Source organism: Ignavibacteriales bacterium (genome assembly GCA_026390815.1).
Lineage (GTDB): Bacteria > Bacteroidota > Ignavibacteria > Ignavibacteriales > SURF-24 > JAPLFH01.
The window spans coordinates 33,524-46,778 of the sequence record JAPLFH010000059.1 but is presented as its reverse complement, the minus strand read 5'-3'; the positions used below and the strand labels follow the sequence as shown (position 1 = coordinate 46,778).

The 13,255-nt window shown below is 32.9% G+C and carries 12 protein-coding genes; 8 read left to right on the top strand and 4 right to left on the bottom strand.

All coding sequences use genetic code 11. The features are described 5' to 3' along the window. The first annotated feature begins 20 nt into the window (after positions 1-20). Positions 21-725 (top strand): DUF2807 domain-containing protein, encoded by a 705-nt coding sequence (locus tag NTX22_18415; GenBank protein ID MCX6152506.1) that lies wholly within the window; start codon positions 21-23, stop codon positions 723-725. A gap of 154 nt (positions 726-879) precedes the next feature. On the opposite strand, the gene NTX22_18410 is transcribed toward NTX22_18415, so the two are convergent. The 4 genes from NTX22_18410 to NTX22_18395 form a co-directional block, all read right to left on the bottom strand. Then, positions 880-1,476 carry a diheme cytochrome c-553 gene (locus tag NTX22_18410; protein MCX6152505.1) on the bottom strand — a complete coding sequence of 199 codons (597 nt, stop codon included), beginning with the start codon at positions 1,474-1,476 and terminating at the stop codon, positions 880-882. A gap of 338 nt (positions 1,477-1,814) precedes the next feature. Next, positions 1,815-2,828 carry a hypothetical protein gene (locus NTX22_18405; protein ID MCX6152504.1) on the bottom strand — a complete coding sequence of 338 codons (1,014 nt, stop codon included), beginning with the start codon at positions 2,826-2,828 and terminating at the stop codon, positions 1,815-1,817. Further along, entirely contained in the window at positions 2,812-3,582 is a 771-nt protein-coding gene (locus NTX22_18400) for a hypothetical protein (protein ID MCX6152503.1), read from the bottom strand. The genes NTX22_18405 and NTX22_18400 overlap by 17 nt, the downstream gene beginning before the upstream one ends. A gap of 15 nt (positions 3,583-3,597) precedes the next feature. Continuing rightward, a complete protein-coding gene (locus NTX22_18395; GenBank protein MCX6152502.1) occupies positions 3,598-4,170 on the bottom strand; it encodes an RNA polymerase sigma factor in 573 nt (190 codons plus the stop codon). 166 nt (positions 4,171-4,336) lie between these two features. Here NTX22_18395 and msrA point away from each other — a divergent pair, with 166 nt between their 5' ends. The 7 genes from msrA to NTX22_18360 all read left to right on the top strand — a co-directional run bounded on the left by msrA (position 4,337) and on the right by NTX22_18360 (position 13,227). Beyond that, positions 4,337-4,990 (top strand): peptide-methionine (S)-S-oxide reductase MsrA, encoded by a 654-nt coding sequence (gene msrA, locus NTX22_18390; protein MCX6152501.1) that lies wholly within the window; start codon positions 4,337-4,339, stop codon positions 4,988-4,990. 155 nt (positions 4,991-5,145) lie between these two features. Next, complete coding sequence (locus NTX22_18385; protein MCX6152500.1) at positions 5,146-6,819, top strand: M20/M25/M40 family metallo-hydrolase; 1,674 nt, start codon at positions 5,146-5,148, stop codon at positions 6,817-6,819. 213 nt (positions 6,820-7,032) lie between these two features. Next, positions 7,033-8,103, top strand: coding sequence for a hypothetical protein (locus NTX22_18380; protein MCX6152499.1), 1,071 nt, complete (start codon positions 7,033-7,035; stop codon positions 8,101-8,103). A gap of 156 nt (positions 8,104-8,259) precedes the next feature. Continuing rightward, positions 8,260-10,371 carry a TonB-dependent receptor gene (locus tag NTX22_18375; GenBank protein MCX6152498.1) on the top strand — a complete coding sequence of 704 codons (2,112 nt, stop codon included), beginning with the start codon at positions 8,260-8,262 and terminating at the stop codon, positions 10,369-10,371. A 31-nt stretch (positions 10,372-10,402) separates the two neighbouring features. Further along, a complete protein-coding gene (locus NTX22_18370; protein MCX6152497.1) occupies positions 10,403-11,074 on the top strand; it encodes a hypothetical protein in 672 nt (223 codons plus the stop codon). Positions 11,075-11,145: 71 nt separating this feature from the next. Beyond that, the gene (locus tag NTX22_18365; GenBank protein ID MCX6152496.1) at positions 11,146-12,309 is read left to right on the top strand and encodes a DUF362 domain-containing protein; all 1,164 of its coding nucleotides are present in this window, start codon (positions 11,146-11,148) and stop codon (positions 12,307-12,309) included. Between the two features lie 57 nt (positions 12,310-12,366). Next, positions 12,367-13,227 (top strand): hypothetical protein, encoded by an 861-nt coding sequence (locus NTX22_18360; GenBank protein MCX6152495.1) that lies wholly within the window; start codon positions 12,367-12,369, stop codon positions 13,225-13,227. Positions 13,228-13,255 lie beyond the last annotated feature (28 nt).

Here is a 13,255-nt window from a genome sequence, read left to right as displayed (position 1 = left end):
AAATCTTTTGGAGGTATTTAGTGAAAAAAGAAAACTTTGTAATAATTAGTTTTATCATAACAACCATTCTTATCACTTATGCAAGTTCCTTAGCTGAGGACAAAACAGAAAAATTCGATTATAAGGATTTCAAGAAAGTTGAAGTGGGTTGGGGAATGCATGTTAAAATCAATCAATCAAATTTGTATAGTGTGGAAGTAAAAGCTGATGAATCCGATTTTAAATACTTAAAAGTGGAAAAATCACATGAGACTTTAAAATTTTACATCGACAAAAGGAACTGGCATCCAAGAGATGATATTTATATTACAATAACAACTCCTGAGTTAATTGGTTTAGAGTTAAGCGGTGGTTCGGAAGGAAGAATTAAAATGGATGCTTCGGAAAAACCATTTGATTGTGAGCTATCTGGCGGCTCCGCTCTTAAAGGTGAATTAAAATGTGCTGATATTTCTGTAAATCTTTCCGGTGGAAGTGAAGTTAGTTTATCTGGCAATGCAAAAGATTTGAAAATTGAAGGCTCATGTGGAAGTGAAATTAAGCTAAAAGAATTTTTAGTTTCCAATGTTAACGCTGATCTTTCCGGCGGTAGCGAAGTTACAATTAATATGAATGGAAAACTTAATGTTGATGCAAGTGGTGGTTCCGAAGTTACTTTTTATGGTAAAGCAGAATATGGGCACTCTGATTTAAGCGGCGGGTCATCGGTTACACAAGGTAAATAATAATTTTTTCCTATATCACTCTTTAAAAGAAACGGAGAACCGGGGAAATGGAGAAGTGAAAATATTTTAATTCTCTCTATCTCCCATTCACCGGTTCCCCCGCTCTCCGCTTCTTTATATCATCCAATTCACACAATTAAAAATCAGATAATTATTATTTCTTATTTACCACTTGCGCAATCATATTTGGCGGAATAGGATCTGGCACCCTGTTCTTAATCGGTGGTAAAGATTTTAGATAAGAAAAAACTGCTTTCAAATCTTCATCTTTTAAACCAGCAACATTAAACCATGGCATTGGTGGAAGAATTTCTCTTCCAAATCCCATATGCTTCCCCGTTCTCATAGCTTTAATAAAAATTTCATCAGTCCAGTTTCCAAGTCCGGTGGCTTCATCGGGGGTCAAGTTTGCAACAAAGGAAACACCCCACGGACCAACCCAAGCTGTTAAATCCATACTGCCATATGCCCATTTTGAATTAGTGATAGAAGTATCGATCATATTAAGTTTGCTATCAGCGGGGAATCCGGATAAAAGTCGGGTAGTATCCGGCATCGGACCCATTTTAGTAAATACTTTTGGCGAATGACAATCATTGCAACCGCCAATGTTAACAAGATATTTTCCCCTGGCAACCATTTCTTCACTTGTCATTGATTTCTTTTCTTCTTTTGTAGAGCAATTAAATTGCAATAGAACCAGAATGAAGAAAGTACAGACCATGAAAACAAAAGCCATTTGTTTTTTCATATATAAGCCTCTTAAAAATTTTTATAAATTATAACTATTTATATCAGTTTTCTACCTTTTGGGTTAACTGATTTTGTAAAAGTAAATTTGTGGATAAATATTAATGTGCCCTTTACATTAATATATTAGAAACTATTTTTGTAAAAATCAAGCAAGAGGAAGTAATTCATTTTTTTTGATAACTGGAATATATAATTAAGTCACCTTACGCAAAATTGTTCTTGAATGGAGGGAAGAATCTCGACACCTCGATTTCAAACTGGTTTGAGATATTTCGCCCCGCTCAATATGACAATTACAATTCTTTGCCTAAGGTGACTTATTAAGTTCAGGTAAGGTTAAACCAATTTCTTTCTTCTAATAATTGGAATTGCAAGACCAGCTAAAATCAATATTATCAAAGCACCCGTTACTACAAAAGCCCAGGTATTTATAACACGGGATTGTGCGTGCATTTCGCGATGCAAGAGAAAAGATTTGTCTGTTGGGAATTGCCAGGTAAGCTTATTCCCTTCAACTGATTTTGCATTTGTACTTAGGATTATTCCAGGTAATATAATTTCATTGCTATAATTTCCGTCCAGACTCATTATTAGCTCAAATTTATTCTGCAATGAATTTTTTAATTCATCAAATTTACTTTTTAACTTCCATACTGCTTTCGTACCAAGGATTTTCTCAAAAGTTGCCAGAATAATTTCTCCATTAGCGTCAGCTTCAATCAGTGCTTTAAATAGCTGCTCTTTTTTTAAATTGAGCATAGTTACGTTAAAGCTGGGGTCATTCAATTCTTCTGCACCTTTAACCAACGCTTGAAAATATTCCTCGAAAATATTCCGTTGCTGCCACTCTTCCGTTTTTTTCTTCAGAGATTCTGATATTGAATCAGCATAAAGCTGCTTAATTTCTTTTTGTGAAAAGAATTTTTCCAACGGGATATAATTCCAAAGATTATTCCCATTATAAATTTCCTGGTAATTTAAATAAGTATAAAACCATCGGAATTGCTTTTCCAGCTTAAAGGAAAGGTTTAGTTTGTTTAATTCATTAGTTTGAACAATTTCTTTACGGAAAACTTCTGGAGAAGAAAAATGTTTTTTAGCGGTAAAAGTATAAGTTTTTATGCTATCATTATTTTTCTTCAATTCCATTTTCCAGGATGAATCAAACGCTATCGGGAAAGGATTTTCATAAACACTTGCCGAATCATCTTTTTCAATAATAAACATTCGCTCAAAAGATCCATCAGGATAAACTTTGGTTTTAACAGAATAGTTTTTATCATAACAACCGGATAGAGTTAACAAAGTAACTACCAATAAAAGAAAACTCAGTTTATTTAGGAATTTCATTTTTCAGCTCTCCCTCTTTAAGAAATTTATTAAGCTCAACAATTATTTCATCCTTTTGATTTATAAATTCTTCTACTTGCTTATCACTTAATTCCATATTTATATATTTTGCCAGCAAAGGATATTTCACATTAAAATTAGAAGGCAGAGTTGTTTTAATCGCATTTAATTTGCTGTTAAGTTGTAAGAAAGATCGCAATTCTGCTTTATTCATAACTATCCAATCGTCTGTAAGCTTTGCAATATTCCTTTTACTGGTAAATAGTTTGCACAACTCAGAGATTGTATTCAGCATTTTTGTTTGATCTTCAAATATTCCCCCGGCAGTAATTTCATTATTAAAGTTTACCGCTGTACTTTCTTCCAACCTTGATATGTCAATTACTGTTGTTGCTTCTTCATAGAAAAACAAACTGAATGCAATTAGCAGAACAGAAATCAGCGAGTAGCGGACAAAAGATATTTCAAAAAAGTCCGCCAGCTTATTGAAAAGTTTGTTAAAGATTGATTCAGGTATATCTTTTTTAATTTGCTGAATCCTTTCTATAATAATGTCTTCGCAAAGAGTTGGATTTTCAAAAGCTGGTTCCACCTTTTTTAGTTTGGTGATTATTTCATTTGCCGCTTCAAATTTATGTCTTTCAATTCGGCAGAAATTACAAACAGAAAGATGATTATAAAGTGTTCGTGATTCGCTTCTGGACAACTCTTCACTTTTCAAATAAATTATTTTATTTACTGATTCGCAGTTCATATTAATCTTCCTTCATTACAAATACTTCTCTAACTTTTCTTTTATGTTTTTCCGCGCAAAAATAAGATTTGTTTTTACAGAACTCTTTGGCATATCAAGAATTGATGATACTTCTTTGATTGACAAATCCTGAAGATCGCGTAAGATAAAAACCATTCTTTGCTTTTGTGATAGTTCCTCGGCAAGGTTTTCTATAATTCCTGCAAGCTGCTTATTCTCCATTATCAGTTCATTGCTATCTTTAACTGCTACAAGGAGATTTTCAACTTCCAATTTATTATCCATAATTTTTTCTTTTCGCTTATCTGATCTTAGTTTATCATAGCAAAGATTTGTTACTATTTTATAAATCCAGGTTGTAAATTTTATTTGACTGTTATAAACTGAAATGTGCTTCCAGATTCTTATAAATGTTTCCTGAACAACATCTTTGGCGTCATCTTCATTCAACAAAATTTTGAAAGTTAAAATAAACGCATACTTCTGGTACTTCTTTACAATTTCCCTGAATGCCATTGTATCGCCGCTTTTACAGCGATGTAAAATTTCTTCGGATATTTGTTCTTCAGCTTTAAACAATTCTTTCATTTTTTATTTATTAATGATACGCCGTAAAATAGAAAAGGTTAAATGCAAATTATGAAAAAGAAAGGAATTTCTTAAAATGATCTTTAAAGAGTAGATAGTATTACTAAAGTAAACCTTTTACAAAAATTTGATGTTATCACTACATAAACATAAGAAAGATTATAAAATGGTAAGATTATCCATAAAAATTATCCCGATTCTTTTTTTAATAATTTCGGGATTGGGTTGCAAAGGAAATAATTCATTAGGTGAAACAAAAAAGAAAGTGAATATGGAAACAAATGCTCAACTAGATACTGCTACTTTCGGTTCCGGATGTTTCTGGTGTACCGAGGCAATATTTCAAAGGCTAAAAGGCGTTAAATCTGTTGCTTCTGGATATAGCGGAGGAACAAAGGAAAATCCAACGTATGATCAAGTTTGTTCCGGTAAAACCGGGCATGCGGAAGTTTGCCAGATTACTTATGATCCAAAAGTAATTTCTTTTGATGAACTTCTCCAGGTTTTCTGGAAGACTCATGACCCAACCACTCTTAACCGCCAAGGGGCAGATGCAGGAACACAATACCGGTCTGTAATATTTTATCATAATGATCAACAGAAAAAACTTGCCGAACATTTCAAAATAGAATTAAATAAATCTGGTGCTTGGAAAGATCCGGTAATAACAGAAATTTCTCCATTCATCAAATTTTACAGAGCAGAAGATTACCATCAGAATTATTTTAATCAGAATCCACACCAAGGTTATTGTTCCTTTGTTATCGGTCCTAAAGTTGAGAAGTTTGAAAAAGTATTTAAGGATAAATTGAAGAAATAAGAATCGTTGATAACAATCTTTTAACTAGAATTGGTGAGTACAGTTTTACTTAAAGTTCAATCTTATATTTATTAATTTCTATTTGAATATAAATTGAAAACTTTTATTAGTTTTGCGGAGGTAATTAAATCCTTTGTAAAATTATAAGAGGAACTATGCACACCTATAAGTTATTTCCCCTCCTGACATTCATATTTTTTCAGTCAACATTCCTTGCACAAAGTGATGCTGTAAAAAAAGGCTTAGATGTAATTACACCAGAAGCAATCAAAGCTCAGTTAGAGTTTCTTTCATCTGATTGGATGGAAGGACGAGAAACCGGCACCAAAGGAAATTTTATGGCTGGTGATTACATTGCAAGTATGTTTAAAGTGTACGGTGTAAATCCTGCCGGAGATATTGAACGAAAATTCCAATCCCGTGAAGAGAGAATGAAAGGAAAGAAAGCTGAAAGCTATAATAGTTACTTCCAAAATTTCAACCTGTTAAATTATGAACCTGGCGATTTACAGGAATTAGCTTTAATTACAAACGAAAAAAATTCAAAAAAAATAACCAACTTTGTTTATAAAACAGATTTTTATCTCAACCCAGCAAGCATTGGTCAACAGTTTGAAGCGCCCATTGTGTTCGTTGGATATGGATATAAAAATGACAAACAAGGTTACAACGATTTTAACGGAGTTAATGTAAAAGGAAAAATAATCTTACGTCTTGCAGGTTATCCTGGATATAAAGATACGTCATCAAAAGCATACAAACTTTTTAAACCTGAGGGAAGATGGGCGGAGTGGAATTTATCCAAAGACAAAAATAAATGGGCAGAAGAACTTGGCGCAGTTGGTATAATTGAAGTCAATCCCGAAAAAAATATTTCTAATGACTGGGTAACAAATATTCCTTTCCGCTTCAACATAAATAATTATGAGGGTGATTCTGAACTTCGCGCTGGACTTTTCAGAAGAATGAGTATTCCTGGTGATACACTTAGATCCGGAATATTGACTGTCTATATAACCAACCGACTTGCTAATGAAATAATTAAAAATTGCGGGATCAATTTTTCTGAATTTGAAAAATCTGCCCAGGAAAAGATTAAACCGAACTCATTGGAAATTGAAAACAAAACCATTTCATTTAAAACAACTGTAAAATCTAATTTGGTAAGTACAAGAAATGTATTGGGAACTATTGAAGGAGAAAATCCTGATGAGGTAATTGTTATCGGTGCGCATTACGATCACGTTGGTATGGTAAAGGGTTATATCTGGAACGGATCTGATGATAATGCTTCCGGAAGTGTTGCTGTAATGACTTTGGCTAAGGCTTTTGCAGAAGCAAAGATCAAACCTAAAAAAACTATCGTATTTGCTTTATGGACAGGTGAAGAAAAAGGATTGCTCGGTTCATATTATTTTGTTGAGCATCCAATTAAACCGGTACAAAATACAATTGCCTGTTTAAACTACGATATGATCTCGCGGGATGGTGTAAATGATTCTCTTGGTGTTGAATGCAGCATGACCTACACAAAAGCCTACCCGGAATTAAAAGATATGAATGAGAAATTCAACAAGGATTTGAATCTTGGATTAAAGATTGAGTTCGAAGCTGAAGAAAAACCTGGTGGTGGAAGTGACCATACTCCATTTGCTGAAAAGAACATTCCGATATTTTATTTTATGGCTGGATGGCATAACGATTACCACCAACCTGGCGACACAGCCGACAAAGCCGATATTAAAAAGATGACAAACATAATTAAGCTTGGCTTTATGGATGTTTGGCAAATTGCAAATAGCGAAGGAAAACTGAATCCTGTTAAATAGAAACAGTATTTTGCATTAATAAAAATCCCCTTTTTGTAAGGGGATTTTTTTACCGAAGGAAACCATTATTTTCTAAAAGGAATCCAATCCTCCCCAATCAGATGGTATTTGATTTCCCGACTATAAAAATTTGCTTTATGTGCAACCCTTTTCAATTCTATCCGTCTTAACAAAAAAAGAACATTCATTTGAAGTATTTTACACGAGGCAATTATGAAAATCATTTATATGAATCAGAAAAGGAAAATAATTTTATTTTCTTTTATAATGATCTTTTCACTTTCCGTTTTTGGATGTAGTTCATTATACCACAGCAAATATGATGGAGAATATCAACATTCTTATAAATCAGAAGAAGGGAAATCCACTTTTACTTTTGATAATTACGAAAATGGAAAATTATCACGCTGGAAAGCTGTTTTTAAAGATGATGAGTTGGTTACACTTTATCAAAATGGAAAGCGAATTCCAAATGATGAAATTGAAGACTACGAAGATTTGGTTTATAATAAAATTGAAGAATTGCAACCTGCCAAGAAGGAATTCAGCATCCACTTGAATAATTTTCCCTTTGATAAAGAAGAGTTTGAAAAGCAAATGGAAGAGTTACAGGAAAATCTTAAAAATCAAAGAAACATTTACGATTTTGATAATGAAGAATTTCAACTTGAAATGGAAAAATTGAGGGAAGAGATGGGTAATCTTAAGCAGCAGAAAATTGATGTTTATTTTGATAAGGAAGAATTTAAAAATCAAATGAAAGAATTAAAGAATAAATTAAAAGATCTGAAAATTCATCCTCCTAAAATTGATATGGACACAGAAGAATTCCGCGAGAATATGAAAAAGATGAGCGAAGAACTAAAGCATCAAAAGTGGGCTTCGGGTAATTTTAATGTCCATGTACCTGATATTGATATTCATATTCCTGATATGCCTGATATTCCAGAAATAAATATTGAAATACCTGAAATGGATATTGATATACCAGAGATTGATATGAGCGGGTTGGAAAAAAGCATGGAGAACTTAGACTTTAATATGAAAGAATTGAACAAAGAAATGAAAAAGCTAAATGCTTTTATAAAAGATTTAAAAAGCGAAATGGTGAACGATGGCTTAATTAAAAATACAAGTGAAGATGTTGATATAAATATTTCCAAAAATGAAATGAAAGTTGATGGGAAAAAAGTTGAAGACAAACTTTTCGATAAGTATAAAAAAATGTACAAAGATCACTTCGGGAAAGATATTGAAAATGAGTTCAATCTTAATAACCGATAAATTTAAAAATTAAAAATGTTTGACAATCCCATTTACCAATTCTGCGGGATTGCTTTTTTATATCTTAACTTAGTATTAAATCGTAATAAAGAAATCAGTATCGAACTAATTAACCTGGTATTATAAAAATTTTTGGAGTGCTAATTAGTGAAACCTATGAATCGATTATTACTTCTTTTATTAATCATTTCTTCAACTGCATACTCGCAAATAAAAATAAGTGGGAATGTTAAAGATAAAAAAGGAGATCCTCTTCGCTCAGCTAATGTATATCTGAAAAACACTTACGATGGCGCTTCGACTAATCCGGAAGGGAAATATTCGTTCATAACTTTAGAAACCGGAGATAAGATTTTAATTGTAAGCTATGTTGGTTACAAAGCTCAAGAAAGAAACATTAATATTAAAAAAGAAGAGATAAGAGAAGACTTTATTATGGAAGAAGAAACGTCTTCACTTAAAGCTGTTGTAATTTCCGCTGGTTCTTTTGAAGCAAGCGATGAAAACAAAGCTGTTATTCTTAAACCTCTGGATATTGTTACAACCGGAACAACTGCCGATATTTATACCGCTCTAAATACTCTACCTGGCGCCCAACACATTGGGGAAACCGAAGGATTGTTTGTAAGAGGCGGTTCCGCTTCTGAAACTAAAACCATAATTGATGAGATGATTGTGCAATCACCGTTTTATAGTACAGTTCCAGATGTTGCATCACGAGGAAGATTTTCTCCATTCCTTTTTAAGGGAACAATGTTTAGTACCGGTGGTTATTCAGCGCAATATGGACAGGCTCTTTCTTCCGCTTTGATTCTTAAAAGCACTGATCTTGCACCTGATACCAGAAGTTCGATAAACCTAATGGTTGTTGGATTGGGAGGATCTCATGTTCAACGATGGGAAAATACTTCGCTTGCATTTGAAGGCGGTTATTATAATTTGTCACCAATTTTTAAACTTCAAAAACAACGATTGGATTGGGATAAAGCTCCTTCTTCCGGTGAGGGACAGGTTATCTTCCGTCATAAAACTTCTACAACAGGAATTTTTAAGGTTTACACTTCTTATGAGGAATCTTATTCAAGATTGTATTTAAAAAACTTAGATCATCTTGAATTAAGAGACAAATACGGTTTAACAAATAATAATTATTTCCTTCAAACAAGTTTTTCTGATGTGTTAGCCAAGGAATGGGCTTTATTTGCCGGTGCTTCCTATAGCCGGAAACATGATATGATTGACTTGAACCTTGATAAAATTAAAATAGATGATAAAATGCTTCAAGCTAAGTTAACTCTCTCAAGAAAGATTGTTGATGGTTCTTTCATTACTTTCGGTGGTGAAGTTCAAAATTTAATTAATAGTGAAGGATTTAATGAATATGATAGAAAACTGGACGATGTTTATGCTGCCGCTTTTGCAGAAACAGATATTTTTCTAAGTAATGATTTGGCAGCACGTGTAGGTGCCAGAATGGAAAATTCAGGGATTATTAAAAAATTTAATTTCGCTCCCCGCGCTTCAATTGCTTACCGACTTGGGCAGTTTGATCAACTAAACTTTGCATATGGAATTTTTTATCAAACTCCGGAAAAAGAATTTCTTTTTGAAACAAGAAATTTGAATTATGAACGAGCAGACCACTACATTTTTAACTATCAATACCTGGGAGACAAGATAACTTTCCGGATTGAAGGATACTACAAACAATATAAATATCTTGTAAAGAAGAGCGATAACCCAGCAATTATTTTATCCAATTTAGGCAAAGGATATGCAAAAGGAATTGATATTTTCTTTAGAGCAAACGGTATTTTAAAAAATGGAGATGGCTGGATTTCTTATTCATACCTTGACACGAAACGAGAGTATAAAGATTATCCAACTTTAGCAGAACCAACTTTTGCAACTCCGCATACTTTTTCTGCGGTGTTCAAACAATTCTTACCCAATCTTAATAGTATGCTCAGCTTTACTTATTCCTTTGCAACAGGCAGACCATATTTTAATCCCAATAACCCAATATTTCTTGAGGACAAAACAAAGGAATATAATAATCTTAGCATCAATTATAATTTTTTCAAAAATATTTTTGGTAATTTCACAGTGTTTTTTGTATCAGTAGAAAATATTTTGGGATTTAATAATGTTTACACTTACCGTTTTTCTACGGATGGAAAGGTAAAAGAAGTGGTAGGTGCACCAGTTTTAAGATCTGTTTTCTTCGGTATGTTCATCTCCCTTGGAGAAAATGTAAGTGGATTTTAATTGGCAGAAATAATAAATAATAGGAGAAAAAATGAAAACAATTCTAAATCTTTTTTGCATATTAATTCTTATCATCAACTTAAACGCCCAGGATGATAAATATACAGCGGCAATCAAAAAAAACATGGTGATGATGGATTCGGCTAAATCTGCTTCGGACTTCCAGCAGCTTTCAAATACATTTGAAAGAATTGCAAATGCTGAAAAAAGTAAATGGCTGCCGTATTATTATTCGGCTTACTGTCTTTTGATTTCCAGTTTTATTGATACAGTGGTTGCAAAAAAAGATATTTATTTAGATAAAGCTGATTTATTAATTAATAATGCTGATTCTCTTAAACCTGATGATTCGGAGATATTAACTTTAAAAGGATTTTCTGCACAAGCACGAATGGTTGTTGCGCCAATGGAACGCTGGCAGAAATATGGTACGCTTTCTAATTCACTTTACCAGAAAGCTAAAAAATTAAATCCGGAAAACCCTCGTCCCATATTTCTAATTGGGCAAACTATTCTTAATACTCCAGAAGCTTTTGGTGGAGGTAAACAAAAAGCTCTTCCAATATTAAAAGAATCATTTGAAAAGTATAATAAGTTTGTCCCTGAAACTTCAATTTCACCTAATTGGGGAAAAAATTTAGTGGAAGGGATTTTGAAAGGCTTAGAATCTTCTGAAGGTGTTGAACAAAACAAGAAAAAATAATTTCGGATTTTAAAACTACAAATTGTTAATTTGCGGGCGGTGCTTTCATTCATATTTTAATTGAGGAACAAATGAATAAAATGGATCGCCGCAAATTTTTTAAAATATTTGGGTTAACCAGTGCAGGTGCTGCCCTATCACCATTACTAAAAAACAATATTCTGGCAAAAAAATTATTACCGGAAAAACCTTCAACTAACATCAAAGATGCTTTAAAGTATCCACGAACCTCAGAATCAATGCCCGGAAAATTTCCTGGTAAAGTGGTACAGATTCTAAATGAAAAAAGCATTGTAGAAAATAAATTTGATCAATCCGAAATTGATGAAATGATAAAACGCGGAATGCTTTCACTTACCGGAAAAGATGATATTAACGAAGCGTGGCGCATGTTTGTTTCACCAAAAGATAAAATTGGTTTGAAAGTAAATCCCGTTGCTGGAACATTGCTCTCCACAAGTCCAGAAGTTGTTAAAGCTATTATCAAGCAATTAGAAGCAGCAGATATACCAAAAGAAAATCTGATCATTTGGGATAGAAGAGAATTTGAGTTGAATGAAGTTGGATTTACTGACGAAAATTTTCCAGGCATAAAAATTATTGGAACGGAAAGAAAAGATAAAAATGGTTCCTTTTATAATGCAGATGGAAAACTCTATGGTGAAGAAATGATCGATAGGAATTGGTATTACTTTGCCGACTGCGAAGAAAAATATGATGCTGAAACTCTTCCGTACATGATTAACGAAGGAAAGTATTCTTACTTTACCAAAATTGCCACCCAGATGGTAGATAAGATTATTAACATTCCTATCCTTAAAAATGCCGGAAGCTCAATTACACTTTGCCTAAAAAATCTTGCCTACGGAAGTATTTCCAACACCGGCAGATTACATAAAGAACTTTGGGCAGAAACCTGCGCCGAAGTTTGCGCTTTTCCACCGCTGCGGGATAAAGTTGTTTTAAATATTGTAGATGGAATTAAAGGCTGCTTCCAGGGCGGTCCGGGTGCTAATCCACAATTTATAACCAACTTCAAAACTATTTTAATTGGAAGTGATCCTGTTGCAGTAGACAGAATTGGTTACGACATTATTTTAAAGAAAAGACTTGAAGAAAAAATTCAGAAAGAAGACTCTCCGAAAGGAAGATTTTTTTTAGAGCTTGCCCAAAACTTGCAGCTTGGCGTGGCAGATATTGAAAAGATCAAATTAGAAAAGATCGAAATCAAATAAGTAAGTGTGAAAAATTTAAATCAACTAAAAATGATTTTGATAAACAAACGAATAAAAATGTTTTTATTATTGCTTCTACTGCTAATAACTAATGTTAATGCAGAAGTAACTTTTCCACAGATTACGGATGGAGAAATCCCGGGTGCAAAGATAATTAAATCGGAATTTTATGACGGATCTTCTCTCTACGGTTACATTGATGGTGGTGCAGATGTTTACCTGGAATACGGTTTTCAAAAGCTGCTGGTTCAGGAAATTGATCTGGAAGGGACTCATTTCATAATTAATATTTATGAGATGAAGAATCCGGAAGCAGCATTTGGAATTTTTTCTATCTCCCGATTCAAATGTGAAAACAATGATTCATTATCAAAATTTAATTGTGTTTCATTATTCCAAATCCTGGCAATAAAATCTAATTTTTATCTCCAAATTCTAAATGAAAAAGGAACAACTGAGACGCAAGCAATAAGCTATAATCTTATCAAAATAATTCTCGGAAAGATTAAACTGGATGACTTTACTATTCCGTCCTTTTTTAAGAATAAATTATTTGTAAGCTATAAAAAAGATTTGAAATTTATTAATGGAATATTGGGTTTGCAAAACGGGTTTCCGGATTGGCTGGAAAAGTTTGATAGTGTAAAAAATTATTCTCTGTACATTTTGCCGATTGAACTTCCAGATGGTTACATTCAATTAGCAGAGATTAATTTCCAAACTTCAAATGAACTTGTTAGCTTTCAAGAACAAGTTGGGTGTAAACTAAAAGAACCAGAAGTGCAATGTGAAAGGATTATCGAAGGTAAGTTTTATTTTATAAAAATGATCAACCAAAACAAACTTTTCCTCCTCGTATCAAATCTTACACTAAAAACTCTTCAACCTTTTCTAAATGTAGCAAACGAGTTTAAATAAAAAAAAGCGCCCGAAAGAGCGCTTTTCA